The 19,558-nt window shown below is 71.0% G+C and carries 15 protein-coding genes; 10 read left to right on the top strand and 5 right to left on the bottom strand.

The window, feature by feature from the left end; genetic code table 11:
• The first annotated feature begins 153 nt into the window (after positions 1-153).
• Positions 154-1,173, top strand: a complete 1,020-nt coding sequence (locus CP970_RS24905; protein ID WP_224058684.1) for an isopenicillin N synthase family dioxygenase — start codon at positions 154-156, stop codon at positions 1,171-1,173.
• Between the two features lie 367 nt (positions 1,174-1,540).
• On the top strand, positions 1,541-2,479 hold the full coding sequence (locus tag CP970_RS45560; protein ID WP_055544835.1) for a calcium-binding protein: 939 nt from the start codon (positions 1,541-1,543) through the stop codon (positions 2,477-2,479).
• Positions 2,480-2,545: 66 nt separating this feature from the next.
• Here CP970_RS45560 and CP970_RS24895 read toward each other — a convergent pair whose 3' ends face one another.
• Positions 2,546-2,983, bottom strand: a complete 438-nt coding sequence (locus CP970_RS24895; RefSeq protein WP_224058681.1) for a hypothetical protein — start codon at positions 2,981-2,983, stop codon at positions 2,546-2,548.
• Between the two features lie 40 nt (positions 2,984-3,023).
• Positions 3,024-3,782, bottom strand: a complete 759-nt coding sequence (locus CP970_RS24890; protein ID WP_150493925.1) for a peptidase inhibitor family I36 protein — start codon at positions 3,780-3,782, stop codon at positions 3,024-3,026.
• A 363-nt stretch (positions 3,783-4,145) separates the two neighbouring features.
• Here CP970_RS24890 and CP970_RS24885 point away from each other — a divergent pair, with 363 nt between their 5' ends.
• The 3 genes from CP970_RS24885 to CP970_RS24875 all read left to right on the top strand — a co-directional run bounded on the left by CP970_RS24885 (position 4,146) and on the right by CP970_RS24875 (position 10,300).
• Positions 4,146-8,651, top strand: coding sequence for a golvesin C-terminal-like domain-containing protein (locus CP970_RS24885; RefSeq protein WP_055544837.1), 4,506 nt, complete (start codon positions 4,146-4,148; stop codon positions 8,649-8,651).
• 82 nt (positions 8,652-8,733) lie between these two features.
• Entirely contained in the window at positions 8,734-8,922 is a 189-nt protein-coding gene (locus tag CP970_RS24880) for a hypothetical protein (protein WP_055544838.1), read from the top strand.
• Between the two features lie 25 nt (positions 8,923-8,947).
• Positions 8,948-10,300 (top strand): cytochrome P450, encoded by a 1,353-nt coding sequence (locus CP970_RS24875; protein WP_055544839.1) that lies wholly within the window; start codon positions 8,948-8,950, stop codon positions 10,298-10,300.
• A gap of 4 nt (positions 10,301-10,304) precedes the next feature.
• Here the strand turns inward: CP970_RS24875 and CP970_RS24870 are convergent, their stop codons facing one another.
• Positions 10,305-11,258 (bottom strand): hypothetical protein, encoded by a 954-nt coding sequence (locus CP970_RS24870; RefSeq protein WP_150493923.1) that lies wholly within the window; start codon positions 11,256-11,258, stop codon positions 10,305-10,307.
• Positions 11,259-11,349: 91 nt separating this feature from the next.
• Positions 11,350-12,297: an oxidoreductase gene (locus CP970_RS24865; RefSeq protein ID WP_150493921.1), complete on the bottom strand. Its 948-nt coding sequence runs from the start codon at positions 12,295-12,297 to the stop codon at positions 11,350-11,352.
• 93 nt (positions 12,298-12,390) lie between these two features.
• Here CP970_RS24865 and CP970_RS24860 point away from each other — a divergent pair, with 93 nt between their 5' ends.
• Positions 12,391-13,014, top strand: a complete 624-nt coding sequence (locus CP970_RS24860) for a TetR family transcriptional regulator (protein ID WP_055553758.1) — start codon at positions 12,391-12,393, stop codon at positions 13,012-13,014.
• Here CP970_RS24860 and CP970_RS24855 read toward each other — a convergent pair.
• Positions 12,974-13,774 (bottom strand): IclR family transcriptional regulator, encoded by an 801-nt coding sequence (locus tag CP970_RS24855; protein ID WP_224058678.1) that lies wholly within the window; start codon positions 13,772-13,774, stop codon positions 12,974-12,976. The genes CP970_RS24860 and CP970_RS24855 overlap by 41 nt on opposite strands.
• A gap of 547 nt (positions 13,775-14,321) precedes the next feature.
• On the opposite strand from CP970_RS24855, the gene CP970_RS24850 reads away from it, so the two are divergent.
• From CP970_RS24850 to CP970_RS24835, 4 genes are all read left to right on the top strand, one after another.
• On the top strand, positions 14,322-15,515 hold the full coding sequence (locus CP970_RS24850) for an MFS transporter (protein ID WP_055556357.1): 1,194 nt from the start codon (positions 14,322-14,324) through the stop codon (positions 15,513-15,515).
• Positions 15,516-15,627: 112 nt separating this feature from the next.
• Complete coding sequence (gene snpA / locus CP970_RS24845; RefSeq protein WP_079044041.1) at positions 15,628-16,314, top strand: snapalysin; 687 nt, start codon at positions 15,628-15,630, stop codon at positions 16,312-16,314.
• 113 nt (positions 16,315-16,427) lie between these two features.
• Complete coding sequence (locus CP970_RS24840; protein ID WP_055556350.1) at positions 16,428-18,374, top strand: transglycosylase domain-containing protein; 1,947 nt, start codon at positions 16,428-16,430, stop codon at positions 18,372-18,374.
• Between the two features lie 115 nt (positions 18,375-18,489).
• Entirely contained in the window at positions 18,490-19,368 is an 879-nt protein-coding gene (locus tag CP970_RS24835; protein WP_224058675.1) for a MerR family transcriptional regulator, read from the top strand.
• The last annotated feature ends 190 nt before the right edge of the window (positions 19,369-19,558 follow it).

Raw genomic sequence — 19,558 nt, 5'->3', positions numbered from 1 at the left:
GGGACGCGCGCGCTGGAATCCACCGGTAGGTGCCCTTCCCGCGCCTGATCCTGCCGGGGCGGCGCGCGTGGCTTGGGGGGAGGGGGGGGAGGCGTTCGGATGCTGGTGCGGTCCGGTCCTGAACTGCCCCCGCCCAGCGGAAGAGAGACCCCCATGGAGTCCATGGCGTCCCGCGCCCAAATCCCCGTCGTCGACCTCGGCGACTGGCACGCGGATCCCTACGACGACGGTGCCCGGCGGCACCTCCCCGGGCACGACCACGCCCACGACGACAGCCCCCACGACGGCAGCGCCCGCCGCCGCCTCGCCCACCACGTCGACCAAGCCCTCCAGAGCACCGGTTTCCTCCTCGTGACCGGGCACGGCATCGACCCCGGCCTGCCCGGTCGGCTCCGGGCCGCCGCACGCGACTTCTTCCGGCTCCCGTCGGACGTCAAGAACGCGTACGCCCAGTGCGCGGATCGGCGCGGATGGACCGCGCGGGACCGCGTGGTCACCGGGCGGTCCGAGGGGACCGAGACGCCGCCGGACCTGCTGGAGGTCTGGTCCTGCGCGGCCGATCCCGCCACGCCCTGCCACTGGCCCGACGAAGTTCCCGCCCTGCGGCCCCTGGTCGCCGAGTACACCGATCGGATGCGCGGCCTCGCCGACACCGTCCTCGAGGTCATGGCGACGGCCCTGGACCGGCCCGTCGACTTCTTCACCCGGCACACCACCGACCCGAACTGGGACTTCACCGTCAACTGGTACCCGGCGGCGGACGAGACGGGGCCCGCCGCCCCGGGCCAGTTCCGCATCGGGCCGCACACCGACTTCGGGCTGGTCACCCTCCTCGACCGGCAGACCGGCCGGGGCGGGCTCCAGGTCCACGACGACGAGCACGGCTGGCAGGACGCTCCGTACGAGCCCGGCGCGATCACCCTCAACATCGGTGACCTGATGGCCCGTTGGAGCGGTGACCGCTGGCGCTCGGGGCGTCATCGCGTGCTGCCGCCGCCGGTCGACGCCCCGCGGGAGGAGCTCACCTCGCTGGTGTACTTCCACGCCTGCGCCCCCGGCACCAGCATCGCGTCGTTGCCCGCCCCCGTGGGACGTACGCCCTACCCGGCCGTACGCGCGGGGGACTATCTCCAGGAGAAGATGCGGGCGATCCTCGCCGACGGGGGCGCATAGCGAAATGGCTCCCATTCAGCGCCGCCCGCCGATGTCCATTCAGCGCCGCCCGCCGATGTCCATTCACCCCCTCCCGATGCCCCTCTCCGTGCCCATTAGGGCATCCCCTTGCCCATTCGGCCCGCCCAACGCATTTCAGAGTCCGGCCGATTCGGCCCCGTGAACTCATGAATTTACGTTTAACCACGCCTTAAAAGCGATCGTCCGACGGTCGAGCACCCCGCCAACATGCCAGTTCAACAGGGGTTTCAGTGGAGCGGAAGGGTCAGCTTCGGATATCGCGGAGCTTCTTTGTCCGCAACCAACCGCAAAGCCCGGATGTCCCACCCAATTGCAAGGACCACATACGCATCATGGAGGTTTTGCAATGCCCTCTCACTTCGTCGGGCGCCGTACCGTGCGTACCGTCTCGGCCGTGGCGCTGGCCCTCGGCACCGGGATCTCCGCTCCGCTGCTGTTCGCCGGGACGGCAGGTGCCGCGGGCTCCGCGGCCTCCTCCGCGGCCTCCTCCGCCGCCTCCTCCGCGACCGCCGCGTTCAGCCCGTCCGATCACGGGATCCTCTACACGGCCGCTCCCGGCCAGACCAACAAGGTGACCGTCACCGCCACGAAGAGCACGGGCAAGGTCAGTTACCTGATCGACGACGCCGTCTCGATCGACGCCGGGGAGGGCTGCTCCTACCCGGACAGCGCCGACCACACCAAGGTGTCGTGCTCCGTGGAGACCCTGGAGAGCCAGGACCCTTACCCCACCCTCCTGTTGAACCTCGGCGACGGCAACGACACCGTCAGCTACGACAACAAGGGCGACGAGACCTACTACTTCGCCCGTGCCGACCTGGGGGCGGGCAACGACACCTGGAAGCACGTCGGCGGCGTCGACGGCAACGCCGTGCTCGGCGGGACCGGGGACGACAACCTCACGATGGGCGACTACGGCACCGCGTCCGGCGGCGACGGCAAGGACACCATCCACACCAAGAAGGGCGGCATCGCGCAGGGCGGCAACCAGAACGACGTCATCTACGCGGACGGCGAGGAGAGCGCCGTCGAGGGCGGCGCGGGCGACGACGAGATCCGCGGCGGTGCCGGGCGCCAGACCCTGAACGGCGACGACGGCAACGACAAGATCTACGGCGGCGACGGCGACGACTTCATCTACGGCGGCAAGGGCAACGACATCCTGTACGGCAACAACGGCAACGACACCATCTACGGGAACAGCGGCGACGACGAGCTCTACGGCGGCCCCGGCCAGGACGTCCTGTCCGGCGGTCCCGGCCGCAACATCGTCCGCCAGGACTGACACCACCGACCGTCCGGGGCACGGCGCGCTCGGCGCGCCGTGCCCCGGACCCGGACCCGGATCGGCTCAGAACGTCTCGTTGGTGACCAGCGCGTTGCCGAACACGTCGTACACCGACACGTAGCCCTCCTTCGAGTCCTTCCAGTCGTCGAAGGCGGCCGCGAGCGCGCGGGCGGTGGCCATGGGGTCCTTGACCGGCGTGGTCCCGCCGTTGATGTCGGTGGAGACGTAGGCGTTGCCGGTCTTGTCGTCCCACTCACCGATGACGCGCCGCACGCGGGAAGCCGCCTTCTTCTGCTCCTTGGTGCCGTGCGCGTCGACCCACGCGCGGAAGTCGTCCGCCTGCTCCTTCGACCGCGCCTTGTCGGTGTCGGGCGGCAGGGTCTCCTGCTCCGTGGCGGTGCCCTGGGCCGTCGTGTCGGTCCACTCGCAGCCGCCCGTGAGACCGATGGCGACGCATGCGCCGAGGGCTACGGCCGCCGACCGCATCGTCCGGGTGCGCATCAGGTGATTCTCCTTCCAGGACCCCAGAACTTCCGGGACCTCAGAACTTGATCGCGTCGGCCTTGTCGTTCCAGTTGCCGCCGTAAGCGTAGGAAATCTTCGTGAAGTTCGGGTAGCGGGTGTAACCGGCCCCCAGGAACAGGTGCGGGTCGGGCATGCCGGAGCGGAAGTCGTACAGCTCCACGCCGCGCTGCGGCCGGTTGACGTACGCGGAGGACGCCTTGTCGCGGAAGCTCGGGCTGTACTGGTCCAGGTGGCGGGTCTTCGCCGTGTCGTACGTCGGCCACTGCAGGCGGCGGCCCTTGAAGTCCGCGTCCTGCCACAGGCACACCCAGCTCTTGGGGCAGTCCAGCCAGCTGCTGCGCAGGGCGGCGGCGCGCGCGGCCTTCGGAGCCGCCTTCGGAGCCGCCTTCGATGCCGCCTTCGATGCCGCCTGGACGGCCGCCCCCTCGCGCGACTCCGGAGTCGGCGCGCGCTCCGCGAGGACGGAGTTGGCCTCCTCCTGGTCGTCGAAGCACTCCATGGTGCCGTCCTGCGACACCTCGGCGCAGACCTGCGCGCCACCGAGGTCGTCCGACCGGGAGTCGATCTTCTCGCCGTGGTAGTACATCTCGACCTTCGGCGCGTCTCCCACCTCCTGGTGGACCCGCGCCTCCTCGTCGGTGTTCAGCGTGCCGGAGACGGCGCCCGGCACCTCTTGGGCAGCGGAGGCGTCGGCGAAGGCGGGAGCGGCGGCGATCCCCGCGGTCGCGAGGGCGAGAGCGGCGGCGGCCACGGTGGTACGGGCGCTTATGTGCATGGGTGGTCCCCAGAAAGACGGTGTGTTCGAGCGGATCCACGGAGCTCCGGGCTCGCCGGAGTGCGGATCCGATCAAGGAACCTATTGCGTGAACCGTGCACCGATCTTGCGGATGAATCACCTTAAAGACGACAAGTGCCACCCATCCCATCTGTGGCGTTAAGCATGGTTGTACGGCGAGGGGTAACGGCCGTATCAAGAACAACTCACGGCGCGATCAAGCACGTCATGACACACCGTCAAGCCGCCCTTATCCACGCCTTACGATGATCAATCCCATTTCCCCCACACCTCACAGCTTGACCGGCAACGCACCATCGGTGCTGCTTTGCCATGCGCCAACTGTGAGAGGAAGAGCATGAGTTGACATCGCACATACGGAGACCGGCCCGTGCCGGGATCGCGGGCCTCGCGGCCGCCGCGGTCCTCACAGGGCTGCTCCAGACCGGCGCGGCGCACGCCGCGCCCGACGACCCGTCCGCCGCTTCTCGGCCGAAGTCCGCCGGGAACGAGCCGGGTTCGGGGCGCGTCGCCGACCCCGACAAGCGCCTCGGCAAGGACTGGGACACCTCGAAGGACCGGGCCGTCACCGCCGCCGCCGACTCCGGGGGGCTGCGCATCCTCGCCGCCGCGTCGGACGACGCGTACGCGTGGAAGACCGCGGCCGTCCTCAACGAGCCCGGCATGCCCGCCGATTCGTGGATCGGCAACCAGTGCGCCATGGACGACTCCCACGTCGCCGCCGTGTACGCGCCCCGCGCGTTCACGAACAAGCCCGACCTGATGCAGGGCGGCGCGTTCACCGCGATCGTGAACACCAGGACGGGGGCGGTGACGAAGCTGCCGTTCACCGGCACCCTCGCCTACTTCGACCCCACCTGTAACACCACCACGCACACCGCCGCCTTCACCCAGTACCGCGACATGAACGACGTGTCCCGGGTGAAGACCCAGGTGATCACCGTGGACACGGCGGGCAAGACCGTCGCGACCACCGGTGAGCTGCGCGGGCAGGTGTCGTCGGCGGCGCCCGTGAAGGACGGCGTGGTCGCCGGTCTTGGCCGCGACCTCGTCCACGTCGACGGCAAGGGCAAGATCCGCAAGGTCGCCGGTGCCGACAGCGTCCCCTTCGACATCCGCCCCATGACGGACGGCCGGATCGGCTTCGTGGACCGCAAGGGCACGAAGACGGCGCAGGCGAAGGTGTACGACGGACAGGGCAAGCGTGGCGGGAGCGGTGCGCACGGCGAGCCCCGCACCATCGCCACCGGCCGCCTCGGCGAACTCGGCCTCGAATCCGGCGCCCAGGGCCGCACCTTCCTCACCGGTGAGGCCAAGGACGTGAAGGTGCGGGGCAGCGGGGTCACCCGGATCGACGCCCCCGCCGACACCGACCTCTCCTCGCACGGCCGTCTCGCCGTCGAGCCCGTCCTCACGCCCGGCGTCCGCGCCGGGCTGACCCGCATCAAGGGCGCGGGCAAGGGCTTCGACAAGGCCGACGAGCCCGAGGCGGGCGTGCGTTCGCGCTCCGGGCAGGCCCCGGGGACGGCGGACGACGACACCACGATCACGGTGACGTCGACCGCCACGACGACCGGCGAGGAGGTCGAGCAGCGCGTCACATCGGCGCCGCCGCGCACCACCGAAGGACTCTCCCCCGCCCTGACCGGCGACGCGAAGCCGCGCACGCTCACCCGGGCATCCACCGCCGGGTCCGCGGCCCGTACGAAGGCGACCACCGCGGCCGCCACCCCCGCCGCCGCCACCGCCCCCGTCTCCCACGACCCCGTCGACACCGACCGCTGGTGCTCCGTCTCCCGCAACGACATGAGCGCGCAGGCGCTGCAGCCGACGCCGAACCAGGTCGAGTGGGCCGTGGACCTCGCCGTACGCGGTGAACTGCGGTCCAAGTGGATCCGGCAGGGCGACTACCGGAGCCAGGCGGGGCTCGGCACGATCGATCCGCAGGGGCTCTTCCCGCTGCCGAAGCTGAACGGGGGCGGCCGGATCCCGGCCAGCGTCCTGCTCGGCATCCTGGCGCAGGAGTCCAACCTGTGGCAGGCCGAGTCCGGCGCGATCCCCGGCCAGATGGGCAATCCGCTGGCCGCCGTGGACGGCTACTACGGCCACAAGGCGAAGGACACCCTCCTCGGCTACTGGCGCATCAACTGGGACAAGTCCGACTGCGGTTACGGCGTCGGGCAGGTCACCGACGGCATGCGTCTGAAGGGGCACGAGAAGAAGGGCGAGACCAGCCTCGACCCGAAGCTCCAGAAGATCATCGCGGTCGACTACGCGACCAACATCGCCGCCTCCATGCAGATCCTCGCCGACAAGTGGAACGAGGTGCACGAGGACGGTCAGAAGATCACGGTCAACAACGACGATCCGTCCCGCATGGAGAACTGGTTCACCGCCGCCTGGAACTACAACCTGGGCTTCAACCCCAAGTCGGAGTCCGGCAAGAACGGCGGCCACTGGGGCCTCGGCTGGTACAACAACCCGGCCAACCCCATGTACAAGAAGGGTGCCTGGGACCACCCGTTCATGGACGTCAGCCTCAACGCGAACAACATCCGCGACGCGGCGCACCCGCAGGACTGGCCGTACGAGGAGAAGGTGATGGGCTGGTCCGCCTGGTCCATCGACACCGGTTTCTCCTACGGGACGGACGGCAGGCAGGACTGGAAGGGCGACTCCGGCTTCAACACCGCCGGTTTCCGTCCCGCGTGGTGGGCGAGCATCGCCGACCGCTCCCGGGTCAGCCCGCCGCTCGACACCTTCTGCAACAAGAAGAACAACTGCGACCCGGCCAACCCGGTCGACTGCCCGGACGAGGCCTGCTACCGGCAGTTCTGGTGGACGCAGGAGAACGCGACGTGGAAGCCCGACTGCGACCAGACGTGCGGGCACGAGTCCATCAAGTACGTCACCCTGCGCGCCGAGCCGGGACGCGGCTACCGGCTGAAGAACGGCGACCCGGTGTGCGGCGGGGCCCCCGCGGGCTCCGACGTCGTCGCCTCCGTGCCCAACTCCACGCCCACCTGGTCGAGTTGTGGCAAGGCTTCGTCGACGGGCTCGTTCCGGTTCACCTTCCATCCCGACTGGGACAAGCACTACGAGGCGAAAGCCGATCTGCATTCGATCGGCGGCGGCCACGGCGGCCACTTCTGGTACACCCACACCCGTAACGAGGACCACCTCGGCGGCGACGGCAACCGGATGACCATCGACGGCGAGTGGACGGCGGGCAAGAAGTACGACCTCGCCGCCGTCTACGCGTACATCCCCGACACCGGGGCGCAGACCAGGCACGCGAAGTACGTCGTCGAGGGCGCGTCCGGCGGACCGTACGAGCGGTTCGTCGACCAGAACGCGAACAACGGCAAGTGGGTGCCGCTGGGCGCCTACAAGTTCACGGGAACACCGAAGGTGAAGTTGAGCAACTACACGAAGACGGGCACCGCCGACCGGGACCTCGCCTGGAACTCCGTGGCGTTCAAGCCGATCAAGGGCAAGTTCGTCCACCGCTCCCTGACCGCCGCGGCGATCTTCGACCCGAACCAGGAGCTGAACTCCAACTGGCCGGTGTCCTCGGAGATCAACTCGCCCGTGCAGTCGATGAAGGCGCTCTACGACTGGGGCCTCGGCCTCGCCGACCACGGTCCGCTGTGGAACAACCCGGAGGGCGCCGACGCCGTCGGCATGTCCTCCAAGGCGCGCTGCCCCTCGGCCAAGGCCGTCGGCGAGTGCACAGGACAGAAGACGTATGACGCGGCCGCCAAGTGGGCCAAGGACATCAGGGCGGGCGGCTGGAAGCCGCGCGCCGACGGCTCCGCCCCCGCGATGTCCATCCCGAAGTGGATGGCCATGTCCAACACCAGGCCCAACCCGAAGGCGTCCGCCTCCTCGGCGTACGCGGACCCGAACAGCTACAAGATCAAGTCCGATGTGAACGTGACGTTCGTGGTCGGCGAGGACGGAAAGATCGTCGAGGGCAGCGTGGGCTCGGACCACCGCGCCCGGGTCGGCAACGCCCACCTCCCCACCTTCGTCACGGACATCATGCAGACGATCGAGGCGGACTACGGCATCCCGGCGCCGGACATCGACTACACCACGCAGGACGCCCTCGAATACGGCAACGTCCACACCTCCCACCCGTACAAGGACGGGGACACCCCCGGCCAGGCGTACTTCCCGCACTTCCGCGGCGCGCGCCTCGACGACGCCAAGCAGTGCGTGGACTTCCGCGCGGTCGGCGGCGGCGTGCACGGCTACCGCGCGATGATCGGCCACAAGTCCATCAACGACAACGTCAAGAAGTGGGTGGACCAGGTCAACGCGGACCTGGAGACCAACCACACGGTGCGGCGGTTCGCCGGTGACGTCTACTCGATGTTCTTCAAGAACACCGGGTCGTGGAACAACAACATGTTCGGCTCCATGATCGGCAACGCGCCGCCGATCTGGCAGGACATCGCCGCGGCCTTCTGCGCGGACGGCTCCGTGAAGCCGACCCACCTGCAGAAGAACCGGGACGCCAACCCGTCCGACGGCATCGTCTTCCAGTCCTACATGCCCGACCTCTACCTGTACGTCGACGACAAGCTGACCGACAACCTGGGCCGTCCGACGGACCACCGGATCAGCGGCGGTGACTGGCGGAACTTCTCCAACTTCCCCCTCACCGCGCCGAACGGCAACGCCTTCTCCTCCTGCTCCGCCTACCACCGGGGCAGCGGCGGCAATCCGTGGGGCGTGGACGCGCCTGTTCCGTTCCTCGGGGACGGGCCGGGGAACCGGCCGAACGGTGTGGTGCACTGTGACGAGCCCGCGAACAAGTTCACGGAGCACCTCACCCGCTGAACCGAAGTAGGGGAGGGGGACAGGCCCGCACCGGCCGGTTCCCCTCCCCCACGCACGTCAAGCACGTCAAGGAGCAATCCTCATGGGCTTTCTGTACCTGGCCTTCTTCGCCGCGATCCTCTACCTGGCGCCCGTGGCCCTCCTCTGCCGGAAGGTCGCGAACAGGACAACGGCCAAGATGGGCTGGACCATGGCTTTCCTGCTGATCGCCTTTCCCGTCATCCTGCTGGTCATCGGCGGGGTGATCGACGCCAACAGGGCCGCGTCGTAGGCAACCGTCACCGAGGGAGCACGGCATGCGCATTCCTGGACCCGAGCCGAGGCCGGACGGCGGTGTGGGCGCCATCGGTGCCGCCGGGGGCCTGCACACCTACCAGCTGTGGCTGCACCGGGAGTACGGACCCGTCGTGGAGTTCCAGCTGCCCGGTGTGGAGACGGCCGTGTCGGTCGCCGATCCCGTGCTCCTCGAAGCCACCGCGCACATCGACAGGCGGCCGGAGAACCTCTTCGCGTTCCTCTCGCCGCTGTGCGAGGCCGAGAACCTTCAGGTGCTCGGCGCCAAGGAGCACGCCCCCTGGCGGCGCATCCTGCTCTCGGTCCTTGCCGGACGCCCCTCCCACGAGCGGCACTTGCCGCAGTTCACCGCGCTCGCCACGGAGTTCGCCGACCGGCTCGCGGCGTCCGCGTCGGCCTCGGCGCCCGTCGCGCCCGTCGCGCTCCAGAAGGAGCTCACCGAGCTGTCACTGCGCATGATCGCCGCGTACGCGCTGGGCGGCGCCGACGGTCTCACCGACCCCGAACAGGCCGTCGCCGCCTTCGAGGTGGTGCTCACCGAGCACCTGGGGCGGCTCTACCAAGTCCCCGACCCCGACGAGGGCGAGGCGGCGGCCGCGGCGCGGGCCCAGCGCGTCGACGACGCGCTCGGGCAGCTGCGCGCCACCGTCGACCGGCTGATCGCGGCCCACCGCTCCGGCGGGCGCACGGACCGCAGCGACCTCATCGGCGCGCTCGTCGACGCGGGCCAGCCGCCCGCGCGGATCCGCGACACCGTCATGATGACGCTCCTCGCCGCCCACCACACCACGGGCGTGGCCGTCTCCTGGACCCTGCACCTGCTCGGCCGCCACCCCGAGGTGGCCGACCGCGTCGCCGACGAGCTCGACCGGGTGCTCGGCGACCGTGCCGCGCCCGACTACGCCGAGCTGCGGCGGCTCACCTATCTGGACATGGTCGTCAAGGAGTCGATGCGGCTCTTCCCGCCGGGTCCTTACGGCGCGCGCGAGACGACCGAGGCCCTCACCCTGGGCGAGTACGAGGTACCGGCGGGCGCCACGGTCTTCTATCCGTTCTGGGCCGTGCACATGAACCCCCGGTACTGGCCGGAGCCCGAGGCGTTCCGGCCCGAGCGGTTCACCCCGCAGGAGGCGGCGGGGCGGCCCAGGCTCGCCTACATCCCCTTCGGCGTCGGGCCGCGCAGCTGCGAGGGCGCCCAGCTCGCCATGGTCGAGGCCAAACTCGTCCTCGCCGTCCTGCTCAAGCGCTTCCGCTTCAGGACCGCGCCGGGCCACGAGGTGACGCCGATCGAACGGTTCGTGCTGTGGGCGGCCGACGACATCCGCATGACGGTGAGCCCGCGGACTTCCCCGTAGCTCCTCAGCCGCGGATGCGGACCCCGTACCGCGTCCGCATGCGGTGCAGCTCCCACAGCGCCACCGCCGTCACGGACAGCGGCCCGCCGAGCACCGCGCACCACTGCGCGAGCGGCGGGCCGTGCGGCAGTCCGCCGTCCAACGCGATGCTGCACAGCGTCAGTTCCCAGACGAGTACGACGGTGAGCGCGGCCGGGAGCGAGGCGTGCACGTTGGCCGTGTTGAACGCGTACCGGGCCGCGTAGGCGGAGGAGAAGAGCATGAACGGCAGCAGCCAGATCAGCCCGATGAGCAGCGCGAGCGCCACGAGCCCGTTCAGGAGCGTGCCGTAGTTCTGCTTGAGGAGCAGCGCGGCGCCGAACATCACCGCCACGGTGCCCGCCAGGATGCCGACGTACCAGCCCACCGCCTTGAGCGGGGCGCGCAGGCGAGAGCGGAGCACGGGGCGCTGGGTGGCCGGTGCCAGGCCGATGAAGGCGAGGATGGCGAGCGGTCCGGTGATCATGAGGAGGATCGGCGCGAGGAGCAGCTTCACCACGCCGTCGTTGGCGACGCCGCTCCAGCCGTCGTCCGCCCCGTAGGCGTAGATGAGACCGAGGCTGGCGGCGGCTCCCACGAGGGCGCGCCACAGCTGCACCCGCGACACGATCCGGTCCTCCACGCGCCCGCCGCCGGGCCGGTTGAAGATCGACTCGGCGTGGCGGCGGGAGGAGCGGATCACCGGGATCAGCGGTGAGACGAAGAGGCCCGCGCAGCCCAGGCGGCGCCGCCTGAGGGCCGGTTGGGGCCGCGGCGGGTACGGCTGGGGGTGCGGGTAGGGGTGGGGCGGCGGCGGACCGTACGGATACTGGCCGTTCGGCGGCGGGCCGTACGGGTTCGGCTGCTGCGGCACCCCGTACGGATTCGTGCCGTTCCCCTGCCCCGGGGCGTTACTCGGGCCCCAGCCCCCCTGTGCCATCGAGTCCCTCGTCCCTGTCCGGCGTGTCGAGCGCGCGAAGTCTACTCGGTGGCGACAACCCCGCCAGGGACCAAAAGGTTGCCTGTGGGCATCACTTGATCTTGGGAGCCTCGAACGCGAAGCGCACGTCCGTCGCGCGCTCCGACACCTCCCACAGGCGGCGGGCCGTCGCCGGGTCCTTCGCGGGCGCGCCGAGTTCCACGCGCGTGGGGGAGCCGCGCAGTTCGCCCTTGCCGTCCGGGCCGATGAGGTGCCCGCCCTCGGCCTCGGGGGCGGCCGCCGCGTACAGCAGGGGCAGGGCGCCTTCGGCGGGTGACTGGGCGAGGGGCTTCAGGATGCGGCCGAAGAGAAGGGAGACCAGCTTGGTCGGGCCGTCCGTCTGGAGGTTGGTGGCGGTGTAGCCGGGGTGGGCGAGGACGCTGCGCACGGGGCTGCCCGCCTCGGTCAGGCGGCGGTGGAGCTCCCGGCCGAAGACGGCGTTGGCCAGCTTCGACTGGTCGTAGTAGCCCATGGGCGAGTAGCGGCGCTCGCCGGTGAGGTCGTCGAAGTGGATCGTCGCCTTGCGGTGGTTGACCGAGGTCACCGTGACCACGCGCGGGTCGCGGCCGGTGGCAAGGAGGTCGAGCAGCAGCCCGGTGAGCGCGAAGTGGCCGAGGTGGTTGCCCGCGAACTGCAGCTCGTGGCCCTGGGGGCTCAGCGCGCGGGGCGGGGCCATCACGCCCGCGTTGTTGATGAGTACGTCGATGCTCCCGCACTCGGCGTGCAGCCGGTCGGCGAAGGCCCTGACCGAGTCGAGGTCGGCCAGGTCGAGCCCGCGGACTTCGAGCCGGAACTCCGCTCCGGGGTGCGCGGCGGCGATGTCCCCGACCGCCCGGCGCCCCTTGTCCTCGTCGCGCACGGCGAGGATCACCTGTCCGCCGCGGGCCGCGAGGGCGCGGGCGGTGGCGAGGCCGAGGCCGCTGTTGGCCCCCGTCACCACGGAGAGGCGACCGGTCTGGTCCGGGATGTGTTCGGCGGTCCAGCGCTGCTTCTGCGTCATGCGGCACAGGCTGCCCTTCGTGGCACTTGGTGTCAAGACGTTACCGAGTGCCATGCGAGGCAGTGCGCGGCGGCGTGGCGTTACGATGGCCCTGTGACCTCCGCTTCCCGCCCCCAGAACAGCCTGGCCCAGCGCAAACGACAGCTCGTCGCCGACGAACTGACCGAGGCCGCGCTGCAGTTGCTGGCGTCCAAGGGCTTCGACGCGGTCACCGTCGACGAGATCGTGACCAGCGCCGGGGTCTCCAAGCGGACCTTCTTCCGGTACTTCGCGTCCAAGGAGGACGTGGTCGTCCAGTTCCTCGCCGAGATGGGCACCGGCATCCACGCGGAGCTGACGGCAAGGCCCCTTGACGAGCGCCCGTCCGTGGCGCTCCAGCACGCGATCTGGGTCTCCATCGCCGTCTGCGGACAGCAGTCGGACCGGGCGCTGCCCGTGGTCCAGCTCATCCTGCGCACACCCGCGCTGCTCGCCCGGTTCCTGGAGCGCCAGGCGCAGTGGCGCGAGGACCTGGCCGCCGAGCTCGCCCGGCGCCTGGAGCTCGACGCCGACACCGACCTCTATCCGCGGATGGCCGCGGGGATGGCGCTCACCGCCTTCGACTCCGTGCTGCGGCACTGGAGCGCGAGCGACGGCGCGCAGGACCCGGCAGACCTGATGGACCGGGCCTTCGCGGTCATCGCTCCGGCGCTCGACACGGTGCCGCCCGCACGCTGAACGACAGCGACGTCAGCGTGGTCTCGATCCGCTGCCGCAGCGCCCCTGCCAGCGGGCGCAGCTGGTCCGCGCGCCCTGCGGGCAGCGAGATCGCGAGGGCGGAGGGGACCGCGCCAGCCGTGATGGGAACGGCCGCGCAGACCGTGCCCGGCGTGTACTGCTGCCACTCGTGCACGGGACCGCCGCGGTCCATGCGGGCGAGCTTGCGCAGCAGGGCCCGTTCGTCGGGGACGGTGAACGGGGTGAGGCGTTCCACCGGGTGGCGCGCGAGGTGGTCGCGGCGCTCCGCGTCGTCGAGCTGGGCGAGCAGGCACTGGCCGATGGCGTGCGCGTGCGCGGTGCGGCGGAACTCCGCCCACTCCTGGACGGCGGGGGCCCCGGCACCCTCGGCGGTCAGGACGACGTTGACCTCGCCGTCCTCGTACAGGGCGTAGTAGACGGCGGCGCCGAGGTCGTCGCGCAACCTGCCGAGCCAGTCGACGAGTTCGGCGCGGGCCGCCTGCGCGTCGGCGGGGCCCGACAGGCGCCTGGCCGACTCGCCCATCGCGTAGAGGCCGCCCTCGTGGGTCAGATAGCCGTCGTGCACGAGGGTGCGCAGCAGGTGGTACGCGGTCGCGAGCGGCAGCCCGGCCGCCCTGGCGAGACGTTTCGCCGTCGCCCCGCCCGGCTGCTCGGCCGCGGCTTCGAGCAGGCGCATCGCGCGCCTGACCGAGCCGATGAGGGTGGGGCCCCGGCCTTGCCCCGCCGTGCCTTCGGTCATCTGTCGCTCCCCATGGGCACGGAATGGTCGGTTCCAGATGAAGTCTGTGAGGTCCTGGCCACCACATGGGCCGATTTGCCGGAAAACATCAGATCGGGGGTGGTCCCGGGCTAACGTTGCAGATTTAACAGTGCTGTTGGCATGTGTACAGGGCAATTGCCCCGAACGTTTCCGCACGCTTTCGTGCGGCAGCGCGTGCCTCTCGTACGGTGGCTCATGTGCCTCGTGCGGCACGGCGTGCGCCCCGCGCACCATGCCACCCCCTCGCCCTCCCGTTCACGGCGCCACCTAGGCTTCGGGCCGACCACGATCAGTACGGGGCCACCGGCCGGGTGCCTGCCTGGCCCGGAGGGGGACCATGGAACAGCGGGGGAAGCAAGGGGCGCAGGGGGCGCAGGGGAAGCGGGAGAAGCGGGAGAAGCGGGAGAAGCGGGAGGACGCGCGGCCCGACGAGAGCGCGCGGGCGACCGCGCCGACACCGGAGCCCGCCTCACCCGCCCCACCCACCGGCCCCTCCTCCCCCACGGCCCCCTCCTCCGCATCCCCGCTGCGCCTCCCCGCCTTCCGCCGGTTCCTCCTCGCCAACCTCGTCTCCGCCACCGGCTCCGCGATGGCTCCGCTCGCCCTCGCCTACGCCGTGCTCGGCGCGGGCGGCGGGGCCGGTGCGCTCGGTGTGGTGCTCGCCGCCAACACCGTGCCCACCGTGGTGTTCCTGCTGGTCGGCGGGGTGCTCGCGGACCGGGTCTCGCGCAGCAGGCTGCTGTTCGGCGGCAATCTGCTCGCCGCGGTGGCACAGGGCGTCCTCGCCGTCGTGGTGGCCACCGGGCGGGCCACCCCCGCCTCGATCGCCGCGTGCGGATTCGTCTCGGGCATCGCGGTGGCCTTCACCACGCCCGCCGCCCAGGGCGTGGTCACCCAGCTCGTCGCGCCGGGCCAACTCCAGCAGGCCAACGCGCTGTTGCGCCTTCCGACCAACGCGGTCAAGGTCGTCGGCCCGGTGACCGGCGGCCTGATCGTCGCGTTCGGTGGGCCCGCGTGGGCGCTCGGCCTCGACGCGCTGACCTTCGCCGTCGCCGCGCTGCTCCTGCTCGGCCTGCGGCTCGGCGCCCCGGTCGTCGCGAGCGGCGCCCTCGCCGATCTGCGCGCGGGGTGGCACGGCTTCTGGTCGCGGACCTGGCTGTGGACGTACACGGCGGCCGGGACGGTGCTCGTCGCCGCGTTCCTCGCGGGCTACCAGCTGCTCGGCCCCGTGACCGCGCAGGAGCAGTACGACGGGGCCCGCACCTGGGGATTCGTGCAGGGCGCCTTCTCGTTCGGCCTCTTCGCCGGGACCGTGATGTGTCTGCGCTGGAAGCCGCACCGGTTGCTCGGCGTCGCGGTCGCGGCCTCCGGGGGCCTCGCCCTGCCGCTCGTCGCCCTCGCGCTCGCCCTGCCGCTGCCCTGGCTGCTGCTCGCCACCGCGCTCGCGGGCGTCGGTCTCGACGTCGCGGGCGTCACCTGGGTCACGGCGTTCCAGCAGCACGTGCCGACCGAGGAACTGGGGCGGATGAGCTCCTTCAACCAGGTCGGGGAGCGGCTCGCGATTCCGCTCAGCTATCTCGTCGTCGCGCTCGCCGCGGGCGCCTGGGACCAGCGGGCCATGCTCCTGGTGTGTGCGGGGACCGTGCTCGGCGCCACCGTCCTCAACCTCTGCGTGCGCGACATCCACCGCGTCAACAGATTGCCCGCGCAAGGTAGTTGATGCCGTGACGTTATCGCCGATTGGCATCGGTCCAACTCGGCCCGCGCTCCCGATACTCGTCCCGACCGGAGACCTACCCCGCAGGCCTCCATCCCGGAAGGGACACACCCCCATGAACAGATCCAGAACCGGCGTCGTCGCGGCCCTCGGCGCGGCGGCACTCGTGGCCACCCTGAGCGCCCCCGCGGCGTTCGCGGCCCCCGCCCCCGCCGCCGAGCAGGCGGCGCCGGCGTTCCGCACCTCGACGTACGCCCCTTCGGCGTCCTCGGCCGAGGACCAGGCGGCCAACCGGCAGTTCTTCGAGGCCGTCATGAAGTCGGCGCTGAAGAAGCAGGCGGCCAAGCCCGGCATCCAGGTCGTCACCGTCACCTACAACACCAGCCGGGCGCCCAGCTTCCGCGGCCAGATATCCCAGAGCACGCAGATCTGGAACTCCTCCGTCAGCAACGTGAAGCTCCAGGAGACCAGTGCGGGCGGCGACTTCCAGTACCGCGAGGGCAATGACTCCCGGGGCTCGTACGCCTCCACCGACGGGCGCGGCCACGGCTACATCTTCCTGGACTACCGGCAGAACCAGCAGTACAACTCCACCCGCGTGACGGCCCACGAGACGGGCCACGTGCTCGGTCTGCCCGACCACTACTCGGGCCCGTGCAGCGAGCTGATGTCGGGCGGCGGCCCCGGCACGTCCTGCACCAACGCCTACCCGAACGCCCAGGAGCGCCAGCGGGTCAACAGCATCTGGGCCCGTGGCATCGCCGTGCTCAAGGACGAGGGCGCGCTGACCAAGGTCCGCTGACCGGGGGTCCGCCGGGCCCAAGTCCCGGCGGCCACCACGCTGTTACGAACGGCAAACAGGTTCACAACAGGTTTCTGACCAACCCGGCCGCGCCCGGAACCCTCTCCTCCGGCATGGGGACACACTCTCGTGCTCAGGGGACGAAGGCGCCGCGACGCGGCCGGCGCCGCTTCGTCGACTACCCGCGCTCCGGCCGCTCCGGGGTGCGCCGCTGGCTCCCCTCCTGGCGTCAGTGGCTCGGCTCCTTCGCCTTCCTCGTCACCGCCGTCGGCACGCTCTTCGTCTGCGTGTACGTCAGTGTGGACGTCCCCGACGAGAACGCGGCGGCCCGCCGCGAGGCCAACGTCTACTACTGGGCCGACGGCACCCAGATGGTCAGCACCGGCGACGTCGACCGGCAGAACGTGGAGCTCGACCAGATCGCGCCGTCCGCCGTGCACGCGGTGATCGCCGCCGAGAACGCGTCGTTCTACCGGGACTCCGGCGTCTCCCCCAAGGGCCTGCTCCGCGCGGGCGTGAACATGGTCCGCGGCCAGGAGACGCAGGGCGGCTCCACCATCACCCAGCAGTACGTGAAGAACACCTACCTCTCGCAGGACCAGACGGTCACGCGGAAGGTCAAGGAGTTCGTCATCGCACTCAAGGTGGACCGCAAGAAGAGCAAGGACGAGATCCTGGAGGGCTACCTCAACACCAGCTGGTTCGGGCGCGGCGCCAACGGCATCGAGGCGGCCGCCCACGCCTACTACGGCATCCCCGCGCGGAAGCTGAACCCCAGCCAGGGCGCCTTCCTCGCCGCGATGCTCAAGGGCGCCGAGCTGTACGACCCCTCGGGCGGGCCCGGCAACCGCGAACGGGCGCGCGGGCGTTGGTCCTGGATCCTGGACCGGCAGGTCGACGTGGGGCTGATGACCGAGAAGGAACGCGCGAAGTACCGCGCCTTCCCCGAGCCGCGCAAGCAGTCGCGCTCCACCAGCCTCGGCGGCCAGACCGGCTACCTCGTCGACGTCGCCAACAGGTACCTGCGCCAGCACATCGGACTCACCGACAAGGACCTGTCGGCCGGCGGCTACCGGATCCACACCACCTTCGAACGGACCAAGGTGCACCGCCTGGAGCAAGCCGTGCGCAAGGTCCTCAAGCGCGACATCGACGCCAAGAAGCGCGCGGCCGACAAGGGCGTGCAGGTCGGCGCCGCGTCCGTGCGCCCCTCCGACGGGGCCCTGCTCGCGCTCTACGGCGGACCCGACGCCACCACGCACTTCACCAACAACGCCGACACCTCGGGCGTGCCCGCCGGTTCCGCGTTCAAGCCGTTCGTGCTCGCGGCCGCCCTCCAGCACGGGGTGTCCCAGCGCGCGCCGTCCATCGCCGACGTGGGCTTCAGCCCGGCGGGCGGCGCGCGCATGCCGATCACCTCCGACAGCGCGTACGCCCCCGACGGCACCCTGAGCATCCTGGCGGGCGCCCCCGACCCCGACCACCCCACGCTCGGCACGGCCCTGACGACCGGCGGCAACGCCACCTACGTACGCCTGGGCAAGGAGGTCGGCAGGGAGAAGGTGCGCGACACCGCCGTCGACGCGGGACTGCTGCGGCAGAGCATGGCCCGCCTGGAACCGACCTTCTCCATCGGTACGTCGACACCCAGCGCGATCCGCATGGCCACCGCGTACGGCACCTTCGCCGCCAAGGGCGTGCGCCACGACCCGTACTCGGTGACCAAGGTCGTCAAGAACGGCGCGGATCTTGAGGGACTCGACAAGCCCGTGTCGCGCCGCGCCCTCGACCCGCAGGTGGCCCACGAGGTGACCCGCGCGCTGCGGGCCGGTGGCAAGCGCTCCGGCGTGGACGTCGCGGCGGGCCGCACCGGCGACCAGGACCGGCTCAGGTCGGCGTGGTTCGCGGGCTTCACCGAGGACATGTCGACGGCGGTGACGATGTTCCGCGTCCGCGCGGGCGAGCCCCAGCTGCTCCCCATGTCGGGCGTGGGCGGCGCCAAGTCCGGTCGGGGCAACGCGTTCCCGCCGCGGATCTGGAGCGCGTACGCCCGGCCCTGAGACGGGCCTCGGCGGGTTCCCGGTCGGTTCCCGGTGGGGCGTTGACCTTGCCCCTGGGGCAGACCCCATCGTCCCTGTCACCGGGCCGACCGGCCCGGTGACGGAGGATGACCCAGTGCACCCCGAATCCGACGAAGAGCTGCTCTCCATCGGTGCCTTCGCCGCCCGCGCGCGGCTCTCACCGAAGGCGCTGCGCCTCTACGACAGGCTCGGGCTCCTGAAGCCCGCGCACGTCGACGGGGCCAGCGGCTACCGCTACTACCGCGTCGGCCAGATCGAGGCCGCCCGCACGGTCGCCCTGCTGCGCCGCCTCGACATGCCCCTCGCGGGCATCGCGGACGTGGTGCGCCACGGCGGGACGCGGGCGGCCAGCACGCTGGACGCGTACTGGGCCGGGGCCGAGGAGCGCTTCGCCGAACAGCGGACGCTCGCGCGCTACCTCCGTGGACGACTTTCGGGAAGGAACACCGAGTTGTACGCGACATTCGAGGTGAAGACCGTGGACGTGCCCGAGCAGCACGTCATCAGCGAGACCCGGCACGTGCGCGCCGAGGAGCTGCCCGCCTGGATCGGCGGCAGTGCCGAGCGCCTGGAGAAGGCCGCGGCGGACGAGTGCGGGGGCATCGCCGAATCGCCCTGCCCGCACTACGTCATCTACCACGCGGAGGTCACCGAGGAGAGCGACGGGCCCGCCGAGTCCTGCGTGCCGGTCGTGGACGCGGGGGCCGCCCGCGCCTGGGCGCAGCGCCAGGGCAGGGCATCGGATGCCAAGGTCCGGGTGGAGCCCGCGCACCGGCTCGCCTACACCAGGATCACCAAGGCGCAGGTCTCCTATCCGCAGATCATCGCGGCGTTCGACGCCGTGGAGGCCTGGATCGCCGAACAGGGCCTGACCGTCACGGGTCCTTGCCGCGAGGTGTACTTCGCGGACTGGTCGACGACCGGGCCCGACGACGAGGTGTGCGACGTGGCGTTCCCGGTGGCGGGGCGGTAGTTCCCGGTGACGGGGCGGGAGTGACGGGGTAACACCCCTGGGGCCCGGCGGTTCCGTCGGGCCCCTTTCCCCCCACGACCTCCCCATGCAGCCCAGGCGCCATCGCCCGCCCCCGCACCTATCCTGAGGAAGCACGGAGGGGGATGCACGAGCGACGGACGGGGGCGTCGACTCTCCTATGGATCACGCG

This window comes from Streptomyces kanamyceticus (assembly GCF_008704495.1).
Lineage (GTDB): Bacteria > Actinomycetota > Actinomycetes > Streptomycetales > Streptomycetaceae > Streptomyces > Streptomyces kanamyceticus.
Note: the sequence above shows the minus strand (reverse complement) of the source record. Positions and strands in the feature narration are given on the sequence as shown.